General features: G+C 70.6%; 23 protein-coding genes. 16 read left to right on the top strand and 7 right to left on the bottom strand.

Features of this window, described 5'->3' with window-relative positions:
• The first annotated feature begins 48 nt into the window (after nt 1–48).
• The 5 genes from pdhA to ACZ49B_RS29785 all read left to right on the top strand — a co-directional run bounded on the left by pdhA (nt 49) and on the right by ACZ49B_RS29785 (nt 5,585).
• Nucleotides 49–1,272 carry a pyruvate dehydrogenase (acetyl-transferring) E1 component subunit alpha gene (gene pdhA, locus ACZ49B_RS29805; protein ID WP_468311751.1) on the top strand — a complete coding sequence of 408 codons (1,224 nt, stop codon included), beginning with the start codon at nt 49–51 and terminating at the stop codon, nt 1,270–1,272.
• On the top strand, nt 1,272–2,252 hold the full coding sequence (locus tag ACZ49B_RS29800; RefSeq protein WP_468311749.1) for an alpha-ketoacid dehydrogenase subunit beta: 981 nt from the start codon (nt 1,272–1,274) through the stop codon (nt 2,250–2,252). Before pdhA ends, ACZ49B_RS29800 begins: the two co-directional genes overlap by 1 nt.
• Nucleotides 2,253–2,264: 12 nt before the next feature.
• Complete coding sequence (locus ACZ49B_RS29795) at nt 2,265–3,710, top strand: dihydrolipoamide acetyltransferase family protein (RefSeq protein ID WP_468311747.1); 1,446 nt, start codon at nt 2,265–2,267, stop codon at nt 3,708–3,710.
• A 109-nt stretch (nt 3,711–3,819) separates the two neighbouring features.
• A complete protein-coding gene (locus tag ACZ49B_RS29790; protein ID WP_468311745.1) occupies nt 3,820–4,764 on the top strand; it encodes a GNAT family N-acetyltransferase in 945 nt (314 codons plus the stop codon).
• A gap of 56 nt (nt 4,765–4,820) precedes the next feature.
• The gene (locus ACZ49B_RS29785; RefSeq protein WP_468311743.1) at nt 4,821–5,585 is read left to right on the top strand and encodes a hypothetical protein; all 765 of its coding nucleotides are present in this window, start codon (nt 4,821–4,823) and stop codon (nt 5,583–5,585) included.
• A gap of 170 nt (nt 5,586–5,755) precedes the next feature.
• Here the strand turns inward: ACZ49B_RS29785 and ACZ49B_RS29780 are convergent, their stop codons facing one another.
• On the bottom strand, nt 5,756–6,172 hold the full coding sequence (locus tag ACZ49B_RS29780; protein ID WP_468311741.1) for a PPOX class F420-dependent oxidoreductase: 417 nt from the start codon (nt 6,170–6,172) through the stop codon (nt 5,756–5,758).
• 81 nt (nt 6,173–6,253) lie between these two features.
• Nucleotides 6,254–6,451, bottom strand: a complete 198-nt coding sequence (locus tag ACZ49B_RS29775; protein ID WP_468311740.1) for a hypothetical protein — start codon at nt 6,449–6,451, stop codon at nt 6,254–6,256.
• A gap of 106 nt (nt 6,452–6,557) precedes the next feature.
• Here ACZ49B_RS29775 and ACZ49B_RS29770 point away from each other — a divergent pair, with 106 nt between their 5' ends.
• Complete coding sequence (locus ACZ49B_RS29770; RefSeq protein WP_468311738.1) at nt 6,558–7,991, top strand: hypothetical protein; 1,434 nt, start codon at nt 6,558–6,560, stop codon at nt 7,989–7,991.
• On the opposite strand, the gene ACZ49B_RS29765 is transcribed toward ACZ49B_RS29770, so the two are convergent.
• A complete protein-coding gene (locus tag ACZ49B_RS29765; RefSeq protein WP_468311737.1) occupies nt 7,988–9,190 on the bottom strand; it encodes a DUF1266 domain-containing protein in 1,203 nt (400 codons plus the stop codon). The two genes, ACZ49B_RS29770 and ACZ49B_RS29765, sit on opposite strands and share 4 nt — an antisense overlap.
• 11 nt (nt 9,191–9,201) lie before the next feature.
• Nucleotides 9,202–9,606 (bottom strand): ATP-binding protein, encoded by a 405-nt coding sequence (locus ACZ49B_RS29760; RefSeq protein WP_468311735.1) that lies wholly within the window; start codon nt 9,604–9,606, stop codon nt 9,202–9,204.
• Nucleotides 9,607–9,817: 211 nt separating this feature from the next.
• Between ACZ49B_RS29760 and ACZ49B_RS29755 the strand changes: the two genes are divergently transcribed.
• The 3 genes from ACZ49B_RS29755 (at nt 9,818) to ACZ49B_RS29745 (ending at nt 12,367) form a co-directional block, all read left to right on the top strand.
• The gene (locus tag ACZ49B_RS29755; protein ID WP_468311805.1) at nt 9,818–10,699 is read left to right on the top strand and encodes a helix-turn-helix domain-containing protein; all 882 of its coding nucleotides are present in this window, start codon (nt 9,818–9,820) and stop codon (nt 10,697–10,699) included.
• Entirely contained in the window at nt 10,696–10,872 is a 177-nt protein-coding gene (locus tag ACZ49B_RS29750; RefSeq protein WP_468311734.1) for a DUF397 domain-containing protein, read from the top strand. Before ACZ49B_RS29755 ends, ACZ49B_RS29750 begins: the two co-directional genes overlap by 4 nt.
• A gap of 340 nt (nt 10,873–11,212) precedes the next feature.
• Nucleotides 11,213–12,367: an IS701 family transposase gene (locus tag ACZ49B_RS29745; protein ID WP_468311733.1), complete on the top strand. Its 1,155-nt coding sequence runs from the start codon at nt 11,213–11,215 to the stop codon at nt 12,365–12,367.
• A 41-nt stretch (nt 12,368–12,408) separates the two neighbouring features.
• Here the strand turns inward: ACZ49B_RS29745 and ACZ49B_RS29740 are convergent, their stop codons facing one another.
• The gene (locus ACZ49B_RS29740) at nt 12,409–14,340 is read right to left on the bottom strand and encodes a helix-turn-helix domain-containing protein (protein WP_468311731.1); all 1,932 of its coding nucleotides are present in this window, start codon (nt 14,338–14,340) and stop codon (nt 12,409–12,411) included.
• A gap of 306 nt (nt 14,341–14,646) precedes the next feature.
• Between ACZ49B_RS29740 and ACZ49B_RS29735 the strand changes: the two genes are divergently transcribed.
• Together ACZ49B_RS29735 and pabB are read left to right on the top strand one after the other, a co-directional pair.
• Complete coding sequence (locus tag ACZ49B_RS29735; protein ID WP_468311729.1) at nt 14,647–15,387, top strand: methyltransferase domain-containing protein; 741 nt, start codon at nt 14,647–14,649, stop codon at nt 15,385–15,387.
• A 23-nt stretch (nt 15,388–15,410) separates the two neighbouring features.
• Complete coding sequence (gene pabB / locus ACZ49B_RS29730; RefSeq protein WP_468311727.1) at nt 15,411–17,531, top strand: aminodeoxychorismate synthase component I; 2,121 nt, start codon at nt 15,411–15,413, stop codon at nt 17,529–17,531.
• Here the strand turns inward: pabB and ACZ49B_RS29725 are convergent.
• Nucleotides 17,458–18,486: a transaldolase family protein gene (locus ACZ49B_RS29725; protein WP_468311725.1), complete on the bottom strand. Its 1,029-nt coding sequence runs from the start codon at nt 18,484–18,486 to the stop codon at nt 17,458–17,460. The two genes, pabB and ACZ49B_RS29725, sit on opposite strands and share 74 nt — an antisense overlap.
• Nucleotides 18,487–18,785: 299 nt before the next feature.
• Between ACZ49B_RS29725 and ACZ49B_RS29720 the strand changes: the two genes are divergently transcribed.
• The 5 genes from ACZ49B_RS29720 to ACZ49B_RS29700 are packed head-to-tail and all read left to right on the top strand — an operon-like array spanning nt 18,786 to nt 23,647.
• The gene (locus ACZ49B_RS29720; protein WP_468311722.1) at nt 18,786–19,955 is read left to right on the top strand and encodes a 3-deoxy-7-phosphoheptulonate synthase; all 1,170 of its coding nucleotides are present in this window, start codon (nt 18,786–18,788) and stop codon (nt 19,953–19,955) included.
• Nucleotides 19,956–19,985: 30 nt separating this feature from the next.
• Complete coding sequence (locus ACZ49B_RS29715; protein WP_053787078.1) at nt 19,986–20,756, top strand: 2,3-dihydro-2,3-dihydroxybenzoate dehydrogenase; 771 nt, start codon at nt 19,986–19,988, stop codon at nt 20,754–20,756.
• A 19-nt stretch (nt 20,757–20,775) separates the two neighbouring features.
• Nucleotides 20,776–21,456: an isochorismatase family protein gene (locus ACZ49B_RS29710; RefSeq protein ID WP_468311720.1), complete on the top strand. Its 681-nt coding sequence runs from the start codon at nt 20,776–20,778 to the stop codon at nt 21,454–21,456.
• The gene (locus ACZ49B_RS29705) at nt 21,453–23,336 is read left to right on the top strand and encodes an anthranilate synthase family protein (RefSeq protein ID WP_468311718.1); all 1,884 of its coding nucleotides are present in this window, start codon (nt 21,453–21,455) and stop codon (nt 23,334–23,336) included. Before ACZ49B_RS29710 ends, ACZ49B_RS29705 begins: the two co-directional genes overlap by 4 nt.
• Nucleotides 23,337–23,338: 2 nt before the next feature.
• Nucleotides 23,339–23,647 (top strand): hypothetical protein, encoded by a 309-nt coding sequence (locus ACZ49B_RS29700; protein ID WP_468311803.1) that lies wholly within the window; start codon nt 23,339–23,341, stop codon nt 23,645–23,647.
• A gap of 64 nt (nt 23,648–23,711) precedes the next feature.
• Here the strand turns inward: ACZ49B_RS29700 and ACZ49B_RS29695 are convergent, their stop codons facing one another.
• The gene (locus ACZ49B_RS29695; protein WP_468311717.1) at nt 23,712–24,191 is read right to left on the bottom strand and encodes an AtaL-like protein; all 480 of its coding nucleotides are present in this window, start codon (nt 24,189–24,191) and stop codon (nt 23,712–23,714) included.
• Between the last annotated feature and the right edge of the window lie 215 nt (nt 24,192–24,406).

Below are 24,406 nucleotides of genomic sequence, written 5' to 3'. Positions count from 1 at the left end.
CACTGGACCCCGGAGAACCCGGGAGCCGGACCGACGGAGGAGCAACACGTGACCGTGGAGAGCACTGCCGCGCGCAAGCCGCGACGCAGCAGCGGCACCAAGCGGGCGGCAGGCGCTGCGAGCGCCGCCAAGGCCCCCGCTGCCAAGGCTGCCGCCACCGGGCAGAACGCCGAGCCCCAGCTCGTACAGCTGCTGACGCCCGAGGGGGAACGGGTCAGCGCCGCAGACAATCCCGACGCTGCGGAGTTCCTGTCCTTCGTCGAGGACATCACCACCGAGGACCTGCGCGGGCTCTACCGCGACATGGTCCTGACCCGCCGTTTCGACGGCGAGGCGACGGCCCTGCAGCGTCAGGGCGAGCTGGGTCTGTGGGCCTCGCTGCTCGGCCAGGAAGCCGCGCAGATCGGCTCCGGCCGCGCGCTGCGCGACGACGACTACGTGTTCCCGACGTACCGCGAGCACGGTGTGGCCTGGTGCCGCGGCGTCGACCCGACGAACCTGCTCGGCATGTTCCGCGGCGTGAACCACGGCGGCTGGGACCCGAACACCAACAACTTCCACCTGTACACGATCGTCATCGGCTCGCAGACGCTGCACGCGACCGGTTACGCGATGGGTGTGGCCAAGGACGGCGCGGACTCCGCGGTCATCGCCTACTTCGGCGACGGCGCGTCCAGCCAGGGCGACGTCGCCGAGGCGTTCACGTTCTCGGCCGTCTACAACTCCCCCGTGGTGTTCTTCTGCCAGAACAACCAGTGGGCGATCTCCGAGCCGACCGAGCGCCAGATGCGCGTGCCGCTGTACCAGCGCGCCCAGGGCTTCGGCTTCCCGGGCGTCCGCGTCGACGGCAACGACGTCCTGGCCTGCCTGGCGGTCACCCGCTGGGCGCTGGAGCGGGCGCGCCGCGGCGAGGGCCCGACGCTGGTCGAGGCGTTCACGTACCGCATGGGTGCGCACACCACCTCCGACGACCCGACGAAGTACCGCCGGGACGAGGAGACGCAGGCCTGGGAGGCGAAGGACCCGATCCTGCGCCTGAAGACGTACCTGCTGGCCAGCGGTGGTGCCGACGAGGCGTTCTTCGAGTCCCTGGAGGCCGAGAGCGAGACGCTGGGCAAGCGGGTGCGCGAGGTCGTACGCGCCATGCCCGACCCGGACACCATGGCGATCTTCGAGAACGTCTATGCGGACGGGCACGCGCTCGTCGACGAGGAGCGCGCCCAGTTCGCCGCCTACCTCGCTTCCTTCGAGTCGGCCGAGGAGGGTCACTGATGGCTGTCGAGAAGATGTCGATCGCGAAGGCGCTCAACGAGTCCCTGCGCAAGGCCCTGGAGACGGACCCGAAGGTCCTGATCATGGGCGAGGACGTCGGCAAGCTGGGCGGTGTCTTCCGGATCACCGACGGACTGCAGAAGGACTTCGGCGAGGAGCGGGTCATCGACACCCCGCTCGCCGAGTCCGGCATCGTCGGCACGGCGATCGGCCTGGCGCTGCGCGGCTACCGCCCCGTGGTGGAGATCCAGTTCGACGGGTTCGTCTTCCCCGCGTACGACCAGATCGTCACGCAGCTCGCGAAGATGCACGCGCGGGCGCTGGGCAAGGTCAAGATGCCGGTCGTCGTCCGCATCCCGTACGCGGGCGGCATCGGCGCGGTGGAGCACCACTCGGAGTCCCCCGAGACGCTATTCGCGCACGTCCCGGGCCTGAAGGTGGTCTCGCCTTCGAACGCGAGCGACGCGTACTGGATGCTCCAGCAGGCGATCCTCAGCGACGACCCGGTGATCTTCTTCGAGCCGAAGCGGCGCTACTGGGACAAGGGCGAGGTCGACACCGACGCCATCCCCGGCGAGCTGCACAAGGCGCGCGTGACGCGCGAGGGCTCCGACATCACCCTGGCCGCCTACGGCCCGATGGTGAAGGTCTGCCTGGAGGCGGCGGCCGCGGCGGCCGAGGAGGGCAAGTCGGTGGAGGTCGTGGACCTGCGCTCGATGTCCCCGATCGACTTCGACGGGCTGCAGGCCTCCGTGGAGAAGACCCGCCGGCTCGTGGTCGTCCACGAGGCCCCGGTGTTCCTGGGCACGGGCGCGGAGATCGCCGCCCGCATCACGGAGCGGTGCTTCTACCACCTGGAGGCTCCGGTGCTGCGCGTGGGCGGTTTCCACGCTCCGTACCCGCCGGCCCGCCTGGAGGACGAGTACCTGCCGGGCCTGGACAGGGTGCTCGACGCCGTCGACCGCTCGCTGGCGTACTGAGGAGCCACGTTCATGACCATCCGCGAATTCAAGATGCCCGACGTGGGCGAGGGCCTCACCGAGGCCGAGATCCTCAAGTGGTACGTCCAGCCGGGTGACACCGTCACCGACGGCCAGGTCGTGTGCGAGGTCGAGACGGCGAAGGCGGCCGTGGAGCTGCCGATCCCGTTCGACGGGGTCGTGCACGCGCTGCTCTTCGAGGAGGGCACCACGGTCGACGTCGGCCAGGTGATCATCTCCGTGCAGACGGGTCCGGCCGAGGCCGAGGCCCCGGCCGCGGCCGCCGAGGTTGCCGCCCCGGCTGCGGCCGCGGCTCCCGCCGAGGCTCCGGTCGCCGCGGCCCGTCAGCCCGTCCTGGTGGGCTACGGCGTCTCCGAGGCCTCCACGAAGCGCCGCCCGCGCAAGGCGGCGCCCGGCGCGCCCGTCACGGCAGCGGCGCCCGTCGCGGCCGCCGCGCCCGCCGCCGCGCAGAACGGCACCGCCGCTGCGGCCGCCGGGCTGAACGGCGACGGCCACGCCGGCGGGGAGCGCCCGCTGGCGAAGCCGCCGGTGCGCAAGCTCGCCAAGGACCTCGGGATCGACCTGGCCTCCGTGGTGCCCACCGGCGAGGGCGGGGTCGTGACCCGTGAGGACGTGCACGCCGCCGCCGCGGCTGCGATCGCCCCGCAGGCCGCGGTCGCGCAGGCTCCGGCCGCTGCGGCCGTGCCCGCCCAGGCCCAGGCCGCGGTGCCCGCACCGGTTTCCGGTGAGGCGTCGGCCCGCGAGACCCGGATCCCGGTCAAGGGCGTCCGCAAGGTCACCGCGCAGGCCATGGTCGGCTCCGCCTTCACCGCGCCGCACGTCACCGAGTTCATCACCTTCGACGTGACCCGCACGATGAAGCTGGTCCAGGAGCTCAAGGACGACCCGGACCTCGCCGGTCTGCGGATCAACCCGCTGCTCCTGATCGCCAAGGCCGTCCTCGTGGCCGTCCGCCGCAACCCGGACGTCAACGCGTCCTGGGACGAGGCGGCCCAGGAGATCGTGCTCAAGCACTACGTCAACCTGGGCATCGCCGCGGCGACCCCGCGCGGCCTGATCGTCCCGAACATCAAGGACGCGCACGCCAAGACGCTGCCCGAGCTGTCGACGGCCCTGTCCGAGCTGGTCACCACGGCCCGCGACGGCAAGACCTCCCCGGCGGACATGCAGAACGGCACCATCACCATCACCAACGTCGGCGTCTTCGGCGTCGACACCGGTACGCCCATCCTGAACCCCGGCGAGTCCGCGATCCTCGCGGTCGGCGCGATCAAGCTCCAGCCGTGGGTCCACAAGGGCAAGGTGAAGGCGCGCCACGTCACGACGCTGGCGCTGTCGTTCGACCACCGGCTCATCGACGGCGAGCTCGGCTCCCGTTTCCTGGCGGACATCGCGGCCGTCCTGGAGCACCCGCGCAGGCTCGTCACCTGGTCGTAGTCCGATCCTGATCCGGTACCCGAAGCCCCCCTCGCCACCGCACCGCGAGGGGGGCTTCGGCGTGGGAAAACCCTGGTCGGACACCAGATGCCGGGCGATGATCACCGGTATGAGATTCCGCGCTGCCCTCGAAGACCCCACCGACATCGACCGCGCCGTCGCCTACCCGGCCGACGGGCCCGTCGAAGCCCTCTCCGCCGACAAGATCCGCGAGGAGCTCGCCGAGAACCGGTTCCGCCCCGAGTGGATCTGGTACGCCGAGGACGAGAACGGCGAGATCCTGGCCCGCGCGCTGTGGTGGGGCCGCGCCGACAGCGAGCGGCCCGTCGCGCTCGACTGCCTCCAGGTACGGGATGCGGTCGCCGACCCGGCGGGCGTCGCCGCGGCCCTGCTGGCCGCCGGCCACGAGGCCTTCGGGAACCTCCCGCTCTACAACGTCTCGCTGCCCGGCGACTGGCGGACCCGCCCCGACCTGGTCGAGGCCGTCGCCTGGCGCCGGAAGGCCGCGTACGAGGCGGGTCTGACCCGGGAGATCGAGCGCCTGCGCTACGAGTGGACCCCGGCCGCCGGGACCGCGGAGCCCACCGGCCGCCTGGTGTTCCGCGAGGGCACGGACGAGGAGTTCCTCGAGGCCTTCGTCCGCCTCTCGGCCGGCAGCCTGGATCTGCACACGCAGAACGAACTGCGCTCGATGGACGCCGAGCAGCTGGCCCGCGAGGACGTCGAGTTCTACCTCGACTGCCCCGGCGAGCGCTCCTGGTGGCGCCTGGCCGACCTCCCGGACGGCACCCTCGCGGGCATGGCCATCCCCTCCGCGACCCCGTACCACCGCAACGTCGGCTACCTGGGCGTCGTACCGGAGCAGCGCGGCCGGGGCCTGATCGACGAGGTCCTGGCGGAGATCACCCGCTTCCACGCGGCCGCGGGTGCCGAGCGCATCACCGCGACCACGGACACCGTCAACGCCCCCATGGCCGCCGCGTTCGACCGCGCCGGCTACGAGGTCACGGAGATCCGCCTGGTCCTGGAGGCCCAGGCGGCGGAGGAGGCGTAGGGGGGCGCTGCGGCGCCGGCAGGCGGTAGCCTCCCGCCCGGGGAAGGGGGGCCGGGGTGGCCATCGCCGAGTTGCAGGTGTACTCCGTCGAGGAGGCCGACGTCACGGGCGGCGTGTGCGTGGTCCGCTGCCTCGGCGGGGTCGCACGCGCCGGACAGGTCTACGCCGCCGGGGAACTGCGGGTCGGCCTGCGGCGGATCGAGCGGTACGGGCGCTCCGTGGCCTTCTTCGACGCGGGCCACGTGGCCACGGTCCACCTCACGGGCGCCCTGGTCGCACTGCTCACCCCGGGGCAGGTGCTGACCGCGGTCCCGCCCGGCGGGCACGCGCTCGAGGACATCGAGGCCTGGCTGGCCACCGACCCGCCGCTGCAGGACGAGCCGCATCCGCTGACGCTGCGGACGCTGGCCGTGGGCCGGATGCAGGGGGACCGGCTGCCCGAGGAGACCCGGCTGCGCTGGGGCCGGGTGGCGCTGGCCGCGACGCACCGCAAGGCGGAGTGGGCGGGGTCGCACGAGCTGGACCGCGCGGTCGAGGTGGCCGCCGTACGGGGCTACCTGCTCCGGCAGTTCGGCCCGGGCCGGGGCGGCGACCCGGCGGCCCTGTGCCGGGACGCGCTGGCCGTGATCGACCTGCACCCGGCGGAGGCGGCCGCGGAGGCCCGCACCTGGCGGGACCTGCCGCGACCCCGCATCCAGCACCTGCGGCGCATCAAGCTCCTGCTGCCCTGGCTGGCCCTCGCCCGCCCCCACCTCCCGTCCGGCGACCCCCTCGCGGAGGCGGTGGACGCCTGGTCGGAGGTCCGGGCGCTGCTCCCCTAGGGGGTGTCGTCAAAGTCCCGTCCGGCCGGCGGGGCCCGGCACGCGCGCTCGCCGCGTTGTCGTCGGTCGACGACGCGAGCGTCGCCTCCCTCCTCCGCCTTGCGATCACACGCACCAGACCCCACCGGCCCCGCCCTCACGGGCGGACGACGCTACTTAGACGACACCCCCTAGCCGGCCTTGGTGGCGTTGCCGAGCACCTTGGTCGGGGTGATGCGCACGACGACGCGGACGCTTTCGGACAGGGCCTCGGTGAACTCCTTGCCGCCTTCCGGCCCCAGGTACTCCTCGGCGATGCGGCCGGCGACCGCGCGGCCCGCGTCCTCGGCGAGGGTGGCCGTGCCGCGGATCTCGACGTAGAGGAAGGGGTTGGCCGTGTCGAACACGGTCAGCCCGACGCGCCCGTCCCGCGCGATGTTCCGCTCCTTGCGGCGGCCCTGCTCGGTGGACACCAGCAGATCGGCCCCGTCCCGGGCCACCCAGACCACCGAACTCTGGGGACTGCCATCGGGGTTGAGGGTGGAGAGCACGGCGGGGTGCGGGGAGTCCAGTAAGCCGCGTACGGTCTCGTTCAACTCAATCGTCATGCGGGCGAGGCTAGTTGGATGCCTCGACGTCAGTACAGCAATGCGGTGCGACTGGGCGAAGTCGGGGCCGGCGCGAGCACGTCACTTGATGGGTTGGCCGTTGTACTTGCCGTCGATGCAGGTCCACAGGCCGGTCGCGGACTCGTACTCCGATGTTCCTCCACCCTTCGTGCACGTCTCCACGTCGACATCGGATACGGCAGCTTGCGCGGCAGGGCCGATGACGCCAAGTACGGTCAGGACGGCGGTGGCGATGAGCCCGAGAAGTCGTCTGCGCATGGGGATCTCCTGTGAGGACGGACCATGGGACATTCATGACGTTACTCCGATGGAGTGCGGGCGCACTCCAGGAGCGTTCATCGGCAAGCGGCGGCAAACTGGTGTCATGGCGAACACACCCGTGGTAGCCGTAGGTGGACCGGATGAACTTGGCTGGCGCCATGTCACCATCAACGACCATTCCGCGGGCCCGGTCCGCTCGATGGGGGCCCTGCGCAGGCTCATACGCGGAGCTGGTCTGGAATCCGGGTACACAATCCGTTGGATCGGCGCGGACTGCACCGACTGGCCGGATCGCCCGTGGTATCGACGCATCGTCGGCACTCTGATGGTGGTCGGTCTGCTTGCGACTGCGTGCATGCTCGTCATGATCGGCATGAGGGACACCTTCAACGCCCTCACCTATTCCGGACGCGTCACGGGGGTCATCTTCCTTCTTGCGGCCGGGCTGGAAATAATTGCCGCAGTGGCTGCCTTCGACTATTGGCACGAGCGAAAATCTTCCTATTCCGGGATGACCGTCCTGCTCGGTGCCTCTGTATCCATTGCCGTCGGCTTGCTCATGCTCCTCATGCAGGTGATCGACGGCGGATCGTACACGCATTACGTGCTGCTTTGGGTTATTTTCACGCTGTTGTCGGTGGGGGCTCTGTGCATACTCGTCCGAGATCGGGTGTGGAAGCTGGTTCCCAATCCAAGGCGCATCGTGGCCGGGGCGGTCGTCTCCAGCCTTCTCGCCATCCCCAATGTGACGTATACGCAGATATATGTTCCCTATGCGACATCTCCGATCGTGAACAGTACCGCGTCCTTCGGGAAGCCGAGTCTGAACGAGGACCGGTCGAAGATGTACCTGCCGGTCCATCTGTCCGTGAAGAACTCCGGTCAGATTCCCGTCTATGTCCTCGGCAGCATCTACTGGGTCCACGGCTTCCCCGCCGCTGAGAAGCGGGCCTTCGAATTGATCAAGGATGGCGAGTTCATCAGGCCGCCGGGGTGGCTGTTGTATCCGGGGGAGGAATTCTCGGAGGACGAGGTCGTCGAGGTCGAGGACCCTGTCGATGTCGAATACGAGCAAGTCAAGGTCCAGGCCGAGATGTACGCCGTCAGGAAAGACAGAATGACCATCGTCGGCGACTACGAGCGCTCTGGGAAGAGTTTGGAAGCTCTCAAGAGGGAAGGCAAGGATCAAGATCCTCAAGGGCCGGAGGGCAAGAACCAGACGTACATGAGATACCAGGCCGACATCTCGAACAGCAACGAGATCCTCAATGCGACTCGAGGTCGCCAACGGATAACTCTGTGGTACGTGAACAAGAAGGAACGGCCGTACATTTACGCAGTCGTGGAGCCGCCGGGCGAGAAGGTGGGTTTCGACAGCAGCGATCCCAATCGAAACAAGAAGGCCATTGAACGGTACGGCCTGGAACACGTGCGCAGTTCGATGCAGCAGAAGCCCTTCGCGGAACTCAAGGAAATGGCCGAGGAGAAGCCGTCCGTCGGCGACTCGGCCACACCGCCGAAGGGTGAAGCGCCCTAGCTCCAGGGGATGTTGAGCCAAGGGCTCGACGGTTCGGTGGTCAGGGTCAGGTGGGTGGCGAGGGAGCCGGTGTACCACTCCCCGAACTCCTCCTCGTCGAAGTGCAGGCACCGGCCCAGCAAGTACCCGGCGGAGAACTCCGCCCAGGAGCGGTAGGTGTCGGCGGCCGCCTCCCCCGCGCGGAGCACCGCGCGCTCCGTCTCCTCCAGCGTGCCGTAGCGGGTGCCGAGGCCCCAGCGGGCCATCTGGGAGGCCCGGCCGATGTCCCAGCCCTCGACGGACCGGACGTATCCCCCTTCGGGGAGCAGTCCGTCGGCCCGGAAGCGCTGTTCGTACCGGGCGATGCGTCCGATGAGGCGCTGTACGCCGGCGATCTCGCCCTCGACCTCCGCGGTGGGGCGCGGCTGCGCGACCGTGACGCCGTCGGGGGTGAGCTGCGGTTCGGCGGCCCGTTCGGCATTGCGGCGCAGGCTGGCCTCCGCGGCGTGCCGCCAGTGCTCGACGTCGACGGGCCCGGCGAAGTCGGAGGCGAGGATCCGGCGGATGCGCAGGGCGAACTCCCAGACGGGGCTGACGATCTCGGCGTTCAGCATGCGGTGCAGGACGTCGAGCCAGTCCTCGCGGGTGGTGATGCCCCAGGACTTGCGGAGGCGTTCGCGCTCGCGGGTGTAGCCGCTGCCGTGGTAGGCGAGTGCGTTCCAGAACTCCCCGTTGCTCACGGCCAGATGGGCGCCCACTGCGAGACCGCGGGCCACGGGCCCGTGCAGCGGACCGCCGGTGTGCAGGGCGTGTACGGCGCCGGGAGCCAGGCCCCAGGTGGTCGCGGCGTCCCAGTGGGCGCGCCAGCGGGCGAGGTCGGCCGGGCCGGTGGTGAGGTAGGCCTCGGCGGGGCTGCCGGGATTCACGGCGAGGTACGGCGGGTCGCGGTGGTCCCAGGCGTTCGCGAACCAGGCCAGGCTCTGGCGTACGAAGACGGTCTCGGCAGTGGGGACGGGCAGCATCCCGCGGGTGTAGACGGGGAGGGTGGGGCCGACCGGGTAGAAGCGGGCCTGGGTGGGCTCGGCGTCGATCTGGGTACGGGGCTGGGCGAGGAACAGCTCGGAGCGGGCGAGTACGTCGAGGTACCGGCCCCACTCGCCGGCGCCCTTGGCCTCGTACAGCTCTCTCTCGATGGCGCTCGGCGCGATCCAGGTCCCCATACGGGCCAACCCTAACGGGGCCCTCCGACGCCCAGCTCGGCCCATACCGTCTTGCCGATGACCCGCTCGGCGTCCCCCCACCGCTCCGCGACGGCGCCCACGATCTGCAACCCCCTCCCGTACTGCTCGTCGTCGGCCGCCGCTCGCGGTTCGGGCCGCCGCTCGCCTTTCGGATCGGTGACCGCGATGCGGAGCACTGCTCCCGTGAGCTGGACCTCGACCCGTAGGTACCGGTCCCGCAGCGAGCCGTGCAGCAGCGCGTTGGTGGTGAGCTCGCTGGTCACCAGCGCCGCGTCCGAAGCCAGCTGGGGCAGCCCCCACGCCACCGCCAGCCACGCGGCTCGCCGCCGGGCCGCGGGCACCGAGTCCTGTCGGGGCGGGTAGTTCCGTACGTCGCATCGCGTCGGCTCGTCCATCTGTACGTGCACCTCCGATGGGCGGTGGCTCCGCCGTGCGGGCGGCACGGTGCACTTCCGCCAACTGGGCTTGGTCAGTGAGCAGTTCGTCACCGACGGTAGGAGCGATGGAGATGAGGGAGCAAGTGGTTCGGGGAATATCTTCCCCAGATGGATTACAGGGTCGACTTGTGCTCGGCAGGGGCGCGAAACTGGGCCGGTGAACCAGGGGATGCGAGAAGGCCAGGGCAGCCGGGTGTCGACGGTGCTGGGGCGCAGGCTGGGTGGCGAGCTGAACAGGCTGCGCACGGCGGCGGGCAAGACCCAGTTGCAGGCGGCCCGAGAGATCAGCGCCACGGCGACGAAGATCGTGAAGATGGAGAGCGGCTGGGTGCCGATGCGGGACCCGGACATCCGCGTGCTGTGCGAGTTCTACGGCGTGACGGACGCGCAGGCCGTGAGCGGGCTGCTGGACCTGGCCCGACTGGACCGCGAGCGCCGCAAGGCCAAAGGTTGGTGGCGGCACATCCCCACGATGGGCACCCTGGCCGAGTACGTGGCGATGGAGGACGTCGCCGTCCGCATCCGTACCTGGCAGCTCGCTCTGATCCCCGGTTTGCTCCAGACCGCCGACTACATCCGTGCACTGGGCGTCAGCTCCGACTCGTGGACGCATCCGGACGAGATCGAGGTCTTGGTGACCTCCAGGATCAAGCGGCAGTCGCGCCTCTGGGACGACAAGCCGCTGGAGTTCCACGCGGTGGTCTGGGAGGCCGCTCTGCGCCAGCAGATCGGCGGTCCCGATGTGATGAGCGGGCAGCTGAACCACCTGCTGGACATGGCCAAGCGGCCCAACATCCACGTGCAGGTGCTGCCGTTCAGGGTGGGTGCGCACCATGCCGTCGCAAGTGCGTTCAACATCGTGTCGTTCGCTGACCCCGGAGCACTGGACGTCGGCTACTCGGAGGGGATCGCGACTACATTGTGGGTGGAGGGTGCGGACGGCAACGAGGCATACGCCCGGGCGTTTGACCGCGTGTCACGGATGAGCCTCTCACCGCACGACTCCCTGAACCTGATCGACGCCATCAGCAAGGGGTATGCGGGCACATGACCCACTTTGAGTTCGTGAAGGCCAGCTACAGCAGCGTCACGACCGACTCCGACTGCGTCGAGGTGGCCACGAACGTGGCCGGGACCGTCGCCGTCCGGGACAGCAAGCGGGTCGACGGGCCGGTCGTCGAGATCACCGACCTGGCCTGGGCCTCCTTCGCGGGCACGCTGTGATCTGAGCGGCGCCGTGGTGGGCCGGTCACCATGCGCGGGCCGTGGCGTGGTGGGGCGGGCACCCTCGGGGGCGTATGCCCGGGGCGTGGTGCGGGTGGGGTGGGTGGTCCACCTCGGCTCCAGCAGTCCTCCACGGCTCTGCGAATCGTTGCTGCCCTGGCCAAAGGGTTGTGGTGCGCTGCAGCAGACGGTGATTCGGGTTCGCCTGGTCCTTTCGGGCTGATGGTCCGCTGCGCACGGCGGGCCGAATGTGTGTGACGGGTTCACCTGGTTCTTCCGGCTCCTCCGACCGCAGGGTTGAGGGGCTGGAGAGAACGTCGGGGGAAGGGATGGATCCGTCATGAGCGCACCGAGTCTCGAACGCCTGGAGACCCTGAGCAGCCGGTTCGTACCGGACCTGGTCGTCGCCGAGCTCTGCGCCGAGCTGTTCGCCTCGCTGCCGCGCAGTGACCAGCGGCGCAAGGGGGAGGTGTACCTGCGCGGTCTCCTGAAGGCCGAGGGGCGCAAGTCGATACGCAACATCGCGGCGCACGTCGGCGACCGGGCGGCCGAGCAGAGCCTGCACCACTTCGTCGTCTCGTCCACCTGGGACTGGGGTCCGGTACGGGCCGCACTCGCCCGGTACCTCGAGCGGGCGCTGCGCCCCCGCGCCTGGGTCGTCCAGCCGGTGGTGATCTCCAAGGCCGGCACGGAGTCGGTCGGGGTGGCCCGCCGGTTCGTGCCCGAGCGGGGCCAGATGGTCAACAGCCAGGTGGCGTTCGGGGTCTGGTCCGTGGGCGAGGAGCACAGCTGCCCGGTGAACTGGCGGCTCGCGCTCACCCAGAAGTGGCGCGACAGCGTCGGCCCCCTCTCCCCCAACGTCCACGAGTCGGAACTGGCGACCAGCCCGCTCGAATGCGCCGCCGGAGCCGTCGAGGAGCTGCGCGACTGGGTCGGGCAGATCCGCCGCCCCGTGGTGTTCGACCTGCCCGACGTCGATCCGGCCGCGGTGGCCCGCCGGTTCGGCCCGGCCGGGACGCACTTCGTGGCCTCGGCCCGCGGGTCGATGCGGGTCCGCTGCGTGGACCCGATTCTGCCGAGCAGCGGCAACCGCGAACTCGCCGCGCACCAGCTGCTGTTGATGGCCGGCACCTTACGCCGCCCGGTGACGTGGCTGGACCCGATGACCCTCCAGCAGCGCACCACGCTGGTGGTCGGCGTACGGGTGGAGCTGCCGCAGGCGCCCCGGCCGCTGCTGCTGTTCGGCGAGTGGAGCGATCCGCGTGGCTGGCCCGAGCAGTGCTGGGTCACCGACATGACGCAGGCGCCTGTCGGCGGGCTGCTGCGGCTGGCGAAGCGGGCTCAGAACGTGGAGGCGGACTTCGCGAACGTGTCGCGGAAGGTCGGGCTCACCGACTTCGGCGGCCGCTCCTTCGGCGGCTGGCACCGGCACACCACCCTCGCCTCCGCCGCGCACGCGGTACGGGTGCTCACGCAGGGGGCCGGCGACCGGTAGGCGCCCGCCGCCCGCCGGCCGCCGGCCGATGTCAGTCGATGTCAGCCGATGGTCTGCCGGGGCTGGTCGCCGCGGGGGCCCTTGTTCAGCGCCTGCCGGGTCCGCTGGAGCTGGAGGGCCAGCTGCACCTGGAGGGCCTGGGTCGGCTTCTGCCAGTCCTCGCCCAGGATCTCGGTGATCCGCTCCAGCCTGCGCGAGACCGTGTTCGGGTGGACGTGCAGGGACTCGGCCGCCCTGGAGGGGCTGTTGGCCGAGGCGAAGTACGCCTCCATGGTGCGGATCAGCTCGGTGTACTGCTGGTCGTCGTAGTCGAGGACGGGACCGATGGTGTCGTTGATGAACCCGGCGATGTTCGGCTTCTCGGAGAGCAGGACGCCGAGGAAGCCCAGCTCCTCGGGGGACGCCGTGCTGCCGGGGCCGGTGAGCGCCGCGACCGCGTCCAGGACCCGGCGGGCCTCCTGGTACAGGTGGACGATCCCGGCCGGATCCTCGACGGGACCGGCGGAGCCGGCCGTGACGGGCTTGCCGAGCACCTCGGAGAGCTCCTTGGAGGCCGTACGGGCGATGGCCCCGGCCTGCGTGCCCGGCAGCAGCAGCACCACGATGTCGCCGTCCACGCTCTTGAGGCCGTGGTGGCGGTTGGCGTACGAGGCGGCCCAGGCGAGCACGCGGCCCTGAACTCCGCCCTCGGGCCGGGCGATCACGATGACGTGGGGTTCGTCGAGGTCGAGCGCGAGACGGCGGCTCTGCTCCGCGATCTGCACCGGGGACAGCGTGGTGCCCCGCAGCAGGTCGTGGAAGAACTCGTCCCGCATGTGGCCCTCGGCGGCGGCCATGCCCTGCTCCATCAGCAGCACCACGGCGGTGACCTGGGCGGTGAGCGCCAGGAGCTGGATCTGGCGGTCGGTGGCCGGCTCGTCGCAGACCAGGATGAGCGTGCCCAGCATTTCGTCGCCCGCGGCGACCGAGGCGACCCACACCCCGTCGCCCGTGCTGCGCGGCTGCCGGTCGGTGTGCGCGTCGAGCAGGACGGTGCGGATCTCGGACTCGTCCAGCTCGGGGGGCTCGCCGCCGGGGCAGGCGAGGTTGCGGCCGGCCGCGTCCCGCACGAGCAGCGTGCCCTCTAAGCCCTTGACCGCCTCGGCGGCCAGGTTGCCGAGGCCGCCGCCCTGGAGCACCAGGTCGAGCAGGCGGCCGTGCGTCTCGCGGAGCTGGCGGGCGGTGGTGGAGGAGTCCAGGGCGCGGGAGGTGTCCTGCTCCAGCTCCACGACCTCGTACCGGGTCTGCTCCAGCAGCCTGGCCTTTTCGATCGCAACGGTGGCGAGGTCGGCGAGCGAACTCATCAGCGACACCTCGTCCGGGGTGAAGTGCCGGATGTGCCGGTCCGCCACGTACAGGGCGCCCAGGGTGGTTCCGGCGTGCCGCAGCGGGACGGCCATGACGGCGTGCAGGCCCTCGGCCTGCACCACCTCGTCGATGACGGGGCTGTGCTGGAAGGTTTTGTCGTTCATGTAATCGGACGACCAGAACGGGGCCGACCCGTCCGCGGCGCGCTTGCCGACGCCCCCGCCGGTCAGCGGGATGGCGAAGCCGATGGTGAGCGCAGAGGCGTGGCCGTCGGCCGAACGCACCCTGGAACACTGCGCGTCGAGGTCGTCGAAGCTGACCCAGGCCATGTCGAGCCCGAGCAGCAGCCGGGCCCGGCGGGTGATCACCTTCAGCAGCTCGTCGAGGTCGTACGGCAGGGTCAGGTCGCGCGCGGTGTCCACGAGGGCGGCGAGGCCGGCCTCGCGCTGCTGGCGTCGTACGAAGAGTGCCCGGATGCCGAGACTCTGGTCTCTGGCCCTGGTCAGCTGGGCGAGGGCGGCCCCGGACAGGCCGGACTCACGGGCTTTGCGGACCACGTCGTCGAAGGCAGCCGCAGGCGCCTCTCTGTTCAGCAGTTCCAGCATTTCGTAAGCGTGGTCAACCACGACTTCTCCCCCGACCCCCATAAAAGCCGTTCACGATTGCACCAACCGAGTGCAAGCAATCCCTGGCCTGCCTGAAAGTATCTCTTGGGGCAAGAACCGGTCAAGAAACACTCGAGAAGCGATCCAGGTCAGCGACGCGGAGGGTGATCGGGTCACCACGGTCCATGAGCGATGCTGTCACGTGAACACCTTCTGGTCGAGGCTGACTCAAGGGCAGGCTGCTCACCGAGCGTTCCGGTGTCGCCAGCACCATCGGCACCACCATCGGCACCACCAACAGCCTGATGTTTCCTTGGGGGAGTTCGCATGTCTCAGGTGTCACAGCTGTCTCAGCTCCAGAGCTACGAGCGGTCGCTGCTCCGCAGCCGGCTGTCGTTGACCCGGCAGGACCGGCCGCGGGTGTTCACGCTCGGCGACCGTGAGTGGGACCTCTTCGACGAGGTCTTCGCCCCCGTCTACTCCCCTTCGACGGGTGTGGCCCTCGAACTGCTCGGCCTCAACACGCTTGCGTCCGGCCCGCGTTGCGGTTCGTTCCTGGAGATAGGGTGCGGCACCGGCGTGATCGCCGTGACCGCCGCACTGGCCGGATACGACCGGGTCGTGGCGGCCGACATCAGCCCCTCCGCCGTGGAGAACGCCTCCGTCAACGCGGAGCGGCACGGGGTGGCGGGCCGCCTGCAGGCGCTGCACAGCGACCTGTTCTCCGGGCTGCGCGAGAGCGAGCGGTTCGACGTCGTCTTCTGGAGCTCCAACTACGTGATGGGGCCCGAGAGTTACGAGTACAAGTCGGTGCACGAGCGGGCATACGTGGACACCGGATACCAGGCGCACCGCCGGTATCTGGAGCAGGCGGTGCACTGGACCACCCCGGGCGGCCGCGTCCTGCTGCACTTCAGCGACCGCGGCGACCTGGCGGCACTGCACGAGATGGCGGACGGAAGCGGTCGGGAGCTGTCGACCGTGGCGAGCCGACGGGTCCGCGAGGGGGAGTACGGAGAGGACATGGTCGAGCACATGCTGCTCGAAATCAAGCCAATCTCGGCCTGATTCAGACGGGGGGGATATTCATCATGCGCACGCTGCTCGTCGACAACTACGACTCGTTTACCTATAACCTCTTCCACTATCTGACCGAGGTGAATGGTCGGGAGCCGGAAGTCGTTCGAAATGACGACCCGCACTGGAAGCTCACAGAACTCGGAGCGTTCGACAACGTCGTGGTCTCGCCCGGACCCGGCACCCCGCGCAGGGCGGCCGACTTCGGCATCTGCGCCGAGATCGTCGAGCGCTCGCCGCTCCCGCTGCTGGGCATCTGCCTCGGCCACCAGGGGATCGGGCACGTGCACGGCGCCACGGTCGCCCGCGCGCCGGAGCCCCGGCACGGCCGCACCTCACCCGTCCTGCACGACGGCACGGGCCTGTTCGCCGGGCTGCCCTCCCCGATGGAGGTGGTCCGCTACCACTCGCTCGCCGTGACGGACCTGCCGGCCGAGCTCGAGGCCACCGCGTGGACGCCGGACGGCGTCCTGATGGGGCTGCGCCACCAGACGCGGCCGATGTGGGGGGTGCAGTTCCACCCCGAATCGATTTGCAGTCAGTACGGGATCGAGCTGCTTGCAAACTTCGCCGATCTGACCCGCGCGCACCGGGCGGACCACGCGACGGCGACCCGCCGGCCTGCCGCCGCCACCGCCGCCGCCACCGACCCCGCTCCCGCGCCCGCCGCCGAGCTCCCGGTCCGCCGGCTGCGGCTGGTCACGCGCGAGCTGCCCACCCGCTGGTCCCCCGAGACCGTCTACGACCAGCTCTTCCGCGGCAACGACCACGCCTACTGGCTGGACAGCAGCCTGCCCGGCGGCGACCGCGGCCGGTTCTCGGTCATGGGCGATGCCACCGGGCCGCTCGCCCGGGTCGCCACGGCCGACGTGTGGAGCGGGTGCGTCACCGTCGAGTCGGCGGGCGGCGCGAGCGAGCTGGTCGCCGCACCCTTCCTGGAGTGGGTCGACCGCGACCTGCGCTCGCTGCACACCGAACTCCCCGAGCTGCCCTTCGACTTCGCACTCGGCTGGGTCGGCTACCTCGGATACGAGCTCAAGGCCGAATGCGGCGGCGACCTCGTGCACCGCTCGCCGGTGGCCGACGCCACGATGGTCTTCGCCGACCGCGCCCTGGTCTTCGACCACGTCGCGCACACCACCCACCTGCTGGCCCTGGTGGAGGGGACCGCCGAGGAGTCCGCCGCCGCGGCCGACGCCTGGCTGATCGGCACGGCGGAGCGGCTCGCCCAGCTCGCGGGCCTGAGCCTGCCGGCCCCCCGGCCGACCGCCCCGAGCGGGGAGATCCGGCTGCGCCACGACCGCGGGGCCTATCTGGACCTCATCGACTCCTGCCTGGAGGAGATCGCCGCCGGCGAGACGTACGAGGTCTGCCTCACCAACATGGCCGAGGCCGAAGCCCGCCTCGACCCCTGGGCCGCGTACCGCACCCTGCGCCGCACCAGCCCGGCGCCGTTCGCCGCGCTGCTCCAGTTCGGCGAGCTCTCCGTGCTCAGCACCTCGCCCGAGCGGTTCCTGCGGGTCTCCCGCGACGGGCTCGTCGAGTCCTCGCCCATCAAGGGCACCCGGCCGCGCGGCGGCACCCCGCAGGAGGAGGCGGAGCTGATCGCGGACCTGATGACCGACGAGAAGGACCGCTCCGAGAACCTGATGATCGTCGACCTGGTCCGCAACGACCTCGGCCGCTGCGCCGTACCGGGCTCGGTCGAGGCCGAGGAGCTGTTCCGGGTCGAGACGTACGCCACCGTCCACCAGCTGGTGAGCACCGTACGGGCGCGCCTGCGGCCGGAGCTGTCGGCCGTGGACTGCGTACGGGCCGCCTTCCCGGGCGGGTCGATGACCGGGGCACCCAAGATCCGCACGATGCAGATCATCGACCGGCTGGAGGCGGGTCCGCGGGGGGTGTACTCGGGGGCCATCGGCTACTTCTCGCTGTCCGGCGCCGCGGACCTGAGCATCGTGATCCGTACCGCCACGGTCACCGCCGACCGCGTCCGGTACGGGGTCGGCGGGGCCGTGGTGGCCCTGTCCGATCCGGCCGCCGAGTACGAGGAGACGGCCGTCAAGTCGGCTCCGCTGCTGGCGCTGACGAATACCCGCTTCCCGGAGAGGCGGCGAGCCCGGATCCCGTCCTGACCCCCCAGTCGTGCTGGAGGCGGGTGAGCTCCTCCGTCTCCAGCACGGCGGCGACCTGACGGGCGGGTACGCCGAGCCGCTCCAGGGCCCGGAGGGCGCAGGCGGCCTCCGCGTCGGCGTTGAGCAGGGTGTCACCGGTCAGCTCCGGCTTCCGGGCCGCGGCCTCGAGGGTGTCCACGGACAGGGCGAGCGCGGTGTTCCAGCCCACCAGGGCGCCCACGCCGCCGTCCGCGCCGGTACCCCACAGCAGCCGTGGCTGCGGGGCGCCGTTGGCCCGGAGCACCCGCCACCAGTCCCCGGACAGCCGTTCCTCGCGCAACCGGTACATCGTGCGGGCCACGGCCAGTCCTGCGGCGCCGCGCACCTCGTGCCGGGGGCCGACCCGGAGCTCGTCCAGCCGGGCCTCGACCGCCGCGTCGAACGGGCCCACCGGGAAGGAGGCCACCATCGGGGCGGCGCCCAGCGGCCGGCCGCAGGACAGGGACCGCTCCAGCCCGTCGAGGTAGCCGTCGAGCACCTCGGCGTACCGCTCGGCCGAGAAGACCATCGAGGCGTGCACCCCGATCCCGTCGGCGAGGCAGGCGGACAGCACCCGGGGACCGGCCGGGGTCATGGGGATGCGGACGAGCGCGTTGGGGCGGTCCACCGCCCGGTGCACCGCGCGGGCGGCCTCGCCGAGCGCCTTCGCGTCATGGGCGCGGTGCGGGGGGACGGGCACGGAGACCTGGCCCACCGCACCCTTGCTGATCTCGTACACGGGCAGCAGGAGATCGCAGGCGCGCCGGAGCTGGGCCAGGCTGCTGCCCGCGGGCGCGAGGGCGTTGTGGAAGTGGGCGCCCAGGGTGGGATACCGGGCTCCGGCGTCGAACTCCCCGGGATCCTGTGTGCTCAGCCACGGCGAAACCCCCTCGGACACCAGTTGCTTCAGCAGCGCTCCAGCTCCTTGACTAACCACGAACACGACCTTAGAACGTCATGACATCCGTATGAACTGAACCGTTGTTGGTGTGTCAAGTACCGGACCTTCGAGGTCCCGTGTTCCCTCACGTGTGCGGACCTTAAAGGGTGCGAGGGCCGCCCCGGGCCGACCCCGGGGTACTGCGTCAGGTTTATTCAGGCGTCTTCCTTTCAACCTGACCGAATACGGCCCCACCTGACGTAGTGGCGAATCTCTTGTGGTTCCCCCGAATACCTGTTTCACAGACTTCTGGCTGCATCTGATGTCACGGCAGGTACAGCACTGGGAGGTGCCGCATGCACGGTGTTGCACGCTGGAAATCATTGCCCGCGGGCCAACAGCCCGTTTGGCCGGATGAAGACGCCCTGGTGAACGCCAGGGCCGAACTCGCCGAGTCGCCCGCACTCGTCCGTCCGCAGGACGTCGAAGACCTTCGCGTCCTGCTCGCCGCGGCCGCGCGGGGCGAGGTGCAGGTCATCCAGGGCGGGGACTGCGCGGAGGACCCCGCGGAGTGCACTCCCGGCTATGTGGCGCGCAAGGCGGCGCTCCTCGACGTGCTGGCCGGTGTCATGAAGACGCGCTCGCTCAAGCCCGTCGTCCGGGTCGGCCGGCTGGCCGGCCAGTTCGGCAAGCCCCGCTCCCGGCCGACCGAGACCGTCGGCGGCATCGAGCTGCCGGTCTACCGCGGCCACATGGTCAACAGCCCGGAGCCGGACCCCGAGCTGCGCAGGCCCGACCCGCGGCGCCTGGTCGCCGGCTACCGGGCCGCCGCCGGGGCCATGGGCTGGCTCGGCTGGCACGGCGAGGGGCGCCCCTCCGCGGCCGAGGCCCCGGTGTGGACCAGTCACGAGGCACTGCTGCTGGACTACGAGGGCCCGATGCTGCGCACCCAGCCGGACGGCTCGGTGCTGCTGACCTCGACGCACTGGCCGTGGGTCGGCGAGCGCACCCGCGAGCTGGACGGCGCCCACATCGAGCTCTTCGCGACCATCGCCAACCCGATCGCCACCAAGGTCGGTCCGAAGATGACCCCGGCCGAGCTGGTGGAGCTGTGCGGGAGGCTCGACCCGCAGAAGGAGCCCGGCCGGCTCACGCTGATCTCCCGGATGGGCCAGGGCACGGCCGCCGAGAAACTGCCGGAGCTGGTCCGCGCTGTGCACGACGCCGGGCACCCGGTGCTGTGGCTGTGCGACCCGATGCACGGGAATACCGTCAGCCTGCCCGGCGGCGTCAAGACCCGTTATGTGGAAACGGTCGTACGCGAGGTCGAGGAATTCCAGAAGGCCGTCGTCGACAACGGCGGAGTTGCGGCCGGGCTCCACCTGGAAACGACCCCTGACCTGGTCCACGAATGCGTCTCCGACAAATACCACGTCGACGAACTGGGCGAGAAGTACACCTCGTTCTGCGACCCGCGCCTCAATGTCGACCAGGCCGTCGAGGTCGTCTCGGCCTGGCGCGGCTGAGGCCGAAGAAAAAGAGGGGGTTTCTCCATCATGGAAGGAAAGATCGCTCTGGTCACCGGAGCGGCCGGCGGCATCGGCGAGGCCATTGTCCGCGCCCTGGCCTCCCGGGGCGTCCGGGTGGCCGCGGTCGACCGGGACGCCCACCGCCTGCGCGACGTCGCCAAGTCCGTCGCCGAGGAGGGCGGCCGGGTCGATCCGTTCCCGGCCGACGTCACCTCCAGCGCCGACGTCGAATCGCTGGTCGACGACGTCGAGGCGCTCGTCGGTCCGCTCGACTTCCTCGTCAACGCCGCCGGCGTGCTGCGGCTCGCCGAGGCGCGCACCCTGACCGACCAGGAGTGGAGCACGACGTTCGCGGTCAACACCACGGGCGTCTTCTTCGTCTCCCGGGCCGTCGTCAACCGCATGGTGCCGCGCCGCCGGGGCGCGATCGTCACGATCGCCTCCAACGCCGCCGGCACCGCCCGCACCGAGATGTCCGCGTACGCCGCCTCCAAGGCCGCCGCGACGATGTTCACCAAGTGCCTGGGGCTGGAGGTCGCCAAGTTCGGCATCCGCGCGAACCTCGTGGCACCGGGCTCCACGGACACCCCGATGCTCAACTCCATGTGGCAGGACGAGAGCAGCGCGCGGGCCTCCATCGACGGGGTTCCGGACGCGTACCGCGTCGGGATCCCGCTGGGCAAGCTGGCGCGTCCCGAGGACGTCGCCGAGGCGGTGGTCTTCCTGCTCTCCGACAAGGCCGCCCACATCACGATGCACGACCTCACCGTCGACGGCGGTGCGGCGCTCGGTGCCTAAGAACGAGAGGGAGAAACGCATGGCAGGCATACCTGCGATCAACCCCTATCCGATGCCGTCGGCGGCCGACCTGCCCGCCTCCGGCGTCGACTGGGAGATCGATCCGGACCGCGCCGTCCTGCTGGTGCACGACCTGCAGAAGTACTTCCTGGCCCCCTTCCCCGAGGGCGAGCAGCCCCTCGTGGACCTGTCCCGCAACGCGGGCGCGCTGCGCGTGCGCGCCGCCGAGCTCGGCATCCCGGTCGCGTACACCGCGCAGCCGGGCGGCATGACCCCCGAGGAGCGCGGGCTGCTCCGGGACTTCTGGGGCCCGGGCATGCAGCCCAGCCCGGAGCACCGCCAGGTCGTGGACCCGGTGGCGCCCGCCGCCGGCGACTGGATGCTCACCAAGTGGCGCTACAGCGCCTTCTTCAAGACCGATCTGCTGGAGCGGATGCGCGCACAGGGCCGCGACCAGCTGATCCTGTGCGGTGTGTACGCGCACGTGGGCGTCCTGGTGACCGCGGTGGACGCGTTCACCAACGACATCCAGCCCTTCCTGGTCGCCGACGCCGTCGCCGACTTCAGCTGGGAGGAGCACCGGATGGCGCTCGAGTACGCCGCCGGCCGCTGCGCCCGCCTGACCACCACCAAGGAGCTCCTGACGGCCCTCCCGGACCGGGTGGCCGCCTATGCGGGAGCGGGAGGGGAATCCGCATGACGGGAGACCTGCTGGGCCGGATCCTGACGGGCCGGCCGCCGGCCTTCGCGCTGATCCACCGTCCGGAGACCACCGTCACCGGGCACCTCGACCTCTTCCTCGGCGAGTTCGCCGAGGCGGCCACGCTCGCCGACGTCCCGCTCCGGGACGTCGAGGCGGGCGCCGGCGCCCGCCAGGACGTGCTCACCCTGGTCCCGTACCGGCAGCTCGCCGAGCGGGGCTTCGAGGCGCCCGACGACGGCACCCCGCTGCTCGCCATGGTGATCGAGGAGCAGGCGCAGGTACCGCTCGCCGCCGTCCTGGCGGGGATCCCCGACGCCCCCGTCCACCTCGCCACGGGCGGCGACTTCGACATCGACGACGACACGTACGCCGAAACGGTTCGCCGCGTCATCGCGGACGAGATCGGCACCGGCGCGGGCGCCAACTTCGTGATGAAGCGGTCCTTCGTGGCCGACATCAGCGAGTACTCCACCGGCGCGGCGCTGCGCTTCTTCCGCCGCCTGCTGGAGCGGGAGACCGGCGCGTACTGGACGTTCATCGTGCACACCGGCGAGCGCACCCTCATCGGTGCCTCGCCCGAGCGGCACGTCAGCCTCTCCGGCGGCCGGGCCGTGATGAACCCGATCAGCGGCACGTACCGGTTCCCCGAGTCGGGACCCGAACTGCCCGGCGTCATGGACTTCCTCGCCGACCGCAAGGAGGCCGACGAGCTGTACATGGTCGTCGACGAGGAACTCAAGATGATGGCCCGGATCTGCGCCTCGGGCGGCCGGGTCGTCGGTCCGTACCTCAAGGAGATGGCCCGCCTCGCCCACACCGAGTACTTCATCGAGGGCCGCACCTCCCGCGACCCCCGCGAGATCCTCCACGAGACCCTCTTCGCGCCGACGGTCACCGGGTCCCCGCTGGAGAGCGCGGGCCGGGTCATCAAGAAGTACGAGCCCCAGGGCCGCGGCTACTACAGCGGCGTCCTGGCCCTGATGGGCCAGGACGAGAACAGCGAGCGGACGCTGGACTCGGCGATCCTGATCCGCACCGCCGACATCGACGGCGCCGGCCGGATGCGCATCGGCGTCGGCGCCACCCTCGTGCGCCACTCGGATCCGCTGTCCGAGGTCGCCGAGACCCGCGCGAAGGCGGCCGGCCTGCTCGCGATGTTCGAGCCGGCGGGACCGCGCCGCTTCGGCGACCACCCGGAGGTACGGGCGGCCCTGAGTCGGCGCAATGCGACGATCGCCGGGTTCTGGCTGGACGACGACGCCTCCCGGGCCCGGCCGGTCCCGCTGCTCATGGGCCGCAAGGTGCTGGTGGTCGACGCGGAGGACACCTTCACCGCGATGATCGAACACCAGCTGCGGGCCATGGAGGCCGACGTCACGGTCCGCCGCTTCGACGAGCCGTACAGCTTCTCCCCGTACGACCTGGTCGTGATGGGGCCGGGGCCGGGCGACCCGCGGGAGGTGGACGACCCGAAGATCGCGCACCTGCGGTCCGCGGTGGACACCCTCCTCACGGAGGGGCGGCCGTTCCTCGCGGTCTGCCTCAGCCACCAGGTGCTCAGCACGAAGCTGGGCTTCGCGCTGAAGCGCCGGGAGCAGCCCAACCAGGGCGTGCAGCGGGAGATCGAGCTGTTCGGGCGGCGCGAGCGGGTCGGCTTCTACAACACCTTCGCCGCGCAGAGCGCCTCGGACACCGTCGAGGTGCCCGGGATCGGCATGGTCGAGGTGTGCCGGGAGCCGGGGACCCGGGAGGTGCACGCGCTGCGCGGGCCCGGCTTCCGCTCGATGCAGTTCCACGCCGAGTCGGTGCTCACGGAGGACGGCATCCGCATCGTCGGCGAGGCCCTGTCCGGACTGCTCCAGGAGCAGTCCGTATGAGCATGAAGGCGACGGTGGCCTGGTGGGACCTGAAGGGCTCGGGGCACGGCATCGAGTCGCTCCGGGAGTACCTGCGCGATGAGGCGGTCGACCGGTTCGCCGCGGTCGAGGGACTGCGGCTGAAGTTCTGGATCGCGGACCCGGCGACGGAGCGCTGGGGCGCGGTGCTGCTGTGGGAGTCCGCGGAGGCGGCGGCGCAGCCGCTGGCCCCGCGGGCGGCCGAGCTGATCGGGCGGGCACCGGTGCAGTACACGGTGTTCGACGTGGAGGCGACGGTCGAGGGCGTCCACACGCTGCCCGGGACGGTGTGAGGCACGAGAGCGCGCACGGCCCCTCACGGCCCTCCGGGGGCGTGAGGGGCCGTACGCGTGGGTGTCACGCCCGCTGGTCCGCCCTCTCGGTCATCACCTGGCGCAGGACCTCCGTCATGGCGTCCAGCGTGCCGTGGAAATCGCAGTCCAGGTCCCGCAGATAGGTGTTCTGCGCGAGGATCGCGGCCGCCGGGCGGTCGGTCAGGGTGATGCTGAGGGTGAGCGTGAGCCGGCCGTCCTCGTCCTCTCCGATCTCATTGCGGATCTCGGCGATGTCGGTGTCGTCCAGATGCCGGTAGGTAATGCGCCCGGCGCTCTCCTGCGGAGTGACGCGTTGCAGGAAGGTCAGCCCCCCGCGCCGGATTTCCCGGAGAAATCCATCGGCGTACCGTTCGTTGATCCGGCAATCCGTAATGGCCGGAACATAGCCGGTGGGAAACTCCGCCTTGTGCAGCAGCGCCTGCCAAAGACTCTCCCGCGTAGGGGTCGGACACCCCCCCTGAGCTGCGCCGACGACCGGACGGGTCCACGAAAGCGTCAGCATTGTTCTCTCCTTTCCGCAAGCCAGTCGGCGTGCAGCATCGGTCCGGCGAACAGTGGTGTCAAAGCCGGGCGGAGCATTACGTCACCTGCCCCCGGGACCTGACGGAATGAGAGAAGTCCACTGCCTCACCGGCTGTTCTTTCTTGCAGGGTGACGGTTGGTCGGTGGCGTTCCGCAGAGCGCCTTCCCGTTAAATCCGAAGCGGAGAATCAGGAG

This window comes from Streptomyces sp. NPDC031132, from assembly GCF_055570595.1.
Note: the sequence above shows the minus strand (reverse complement) of the source record. Positions and strands in the feature narration are given on the sequence as shown.

Bases quoted from the DNA above. Each gene is read 5' to 3' on its own strand.
- ACZ49B_RS29780 (WP_468311741.1), bottom strand. From the start codon at position 6,172: ATGACGATTGAGTTGAACGAGACCGTACGCGGCTTACTGGACTCCCCG.
- ACZ49B_RS29745 (WP_468311733.1), top strand. From the start codon at position 11,213: ATGAGCGCACCGAGTCTCGAACGCCTGGAGACCCTGAGCAGCCGGTTC.
- ACZ49B_RS29790 (WP_468311745.1), top strand. From the start codon at position 3,820: ATGAGATTCCGCGCTGCCCTCGAAGACCCCACCGACATCGACCGCGCC.
- ACZ49B_RS29765 (WP_468311737.1), bottom strand. From the start codon at position 9,190: ATGGGGACCTGGATCGCGCCGAGCGCCATCGAGAGAGAGCTGTACGAG.
- ACZ49B_RS29775 (WP_468311740.1), bottom strand. From the start codon at position 6,451: ATGCGCAGACGACTTCTCGGGCTCATCGCCACCGCCGTCCTGACCGTA.
- ACZ49B_RS29705 (WP_468311718.1), top strand. From the start codon at position 21,453: ATGACGGGAGACCTGCTGGGCCGGATCCTGACGGGCCGGCCGCCGGCC.
- ACZ49B_RS29770 (WP_468311738.1), top strand. From the start codon at position 6,558: ATGGCGAACACACCCGTGGTAGCCGTAGGTGGACCGGATGAACTTGGC.
- ACZ49B_RS29750 (WP_468311734.1), top strand. From the start codon at position 10,696: ATGACCCACTTTGAGTTCGTGAAGGCCAGCTACAGCAGCGTCACGACC.
- ACZ49B_RS29755 (WP_468311805.1), top strand. From the start codon at position 9,818: ATGCGAGAAGGCCAGGGCAGCCGGGTGTCGACGGTGCTGGGGCGCAGG.
- ACZ49B_RS29760 (WP_468311735.1), bottom strand. From the start codon at position 9,606: ATGGACGAGCCGACGCGATGCGACGTACGGAACTACCCGCCCCGACAG.
- ACZ49B_RS29700 (WP_468311803.1), top strand. From the start codon at position 23,339: ATGAAGGCGACGGTGGCCTGGTGGGACCTGAAGGGCTCGGGGCACGGC.
- ACZ49B_RS29795 (WP_468311747.1), top strand. From the start codon at position 2,265: ATGACCATCCGCGAATTCAAGATGCCCGACGTGGGCGAGGGCCTCACC.
- ACZ49B_RS29735 (WP_468311729.1), top strand. From the start codon at position 14,647: ATGTCTCAGGTGTCACAGCTGTCTCAGCTCCAGAGCTACGAGCGGTCG.
- ACZ49B_RS29715 (WP_053787078.1), top strand. From the start codon at position 19,986: ATGGAAGGAAAGATCGCTCTGGTCACCGGAGCGGCCGGCGGCATCGGC.
- ACZ49B_RS29720 (WP_468311722.1), top strand. From the start codon at position 18,786: ATGCACGGTGTTGCACGCTGGAAATCATTGCCCGCGGGCCAACAGCCC.
- ACZ49B_RS29695 (WP_468311717.1), bottom strand. From the start codon at position 24,191: ATGCTGACGCTTTCGTGGACCCGTCCGGTCGTCGGCGCAGCTCAGGGG.
- ACZ49B_RS29800 (WP_468311749.1), top strand. From the start codon at position 1,272: ATGGCTGTCGAGAAGATGTCGATCGCGAAGGCGCTCAACGAGTCCCTG.
- ACZ49B_RS29710 (WP_468311720.1), top strand. From the start codon at position 20,776: ATGGCAGGCATACCTGCGATCAACCCCTATCCGATGCCGTCGGCGGCC.
- pabB (WP_468311727.1), top strand. From the start codon at position 15,411: ATGCGCACGCTGCTCGTCGACAACTACGACTCGTTTACCTATAACCTC.